Source organism: Shigella sp. FC1661 (genome assembly GCF_001712525.1).
Taxonomy (GTDB): Bacteria; Pseudomonadota; Gammaproteobacteria; order Enterobacterales; family Enterobacteriaceae; genus Escherichia; species Escherichia coli.
Map to the genome: position 1 here is coordinate 1 of NZ_MDGW01000565.1, position 203 is coordinate 203.

General features: G+C 41.9%; 1 protein-coding gene. It reads left to right on the forward strand.

The features are described from left to right. Window positions 1-137 precede the first annotated feature (137 nt). A partial coding sequence (locus tag BFF42_RS22410) for an IS1 family transposase (protein ID WP_096257578.1) occupies window positions 138-203 on the forward strand: 66 nt, incomplete at its 3' end.

Sequence of the window (203 nt, forward strand, 5' to 3'; positions counted from 1 at the left end):
TGTACTTACCGTTCAATTTTTATAATTCGTTCCAAGGCCTGTTTCAAATAATTATTTGCAGTGCAACTAATTCCATGTATATGGTGATGCTGCCAACTTACTGATTTATGTGTATGATGGTGTTTTGAGGTGCTCCAGTGGCTTCTGTTTCTATCAGCTGTCCCTCCTGTTCAGCTACTGACGGGGTGGTGCGTAACGGCAAA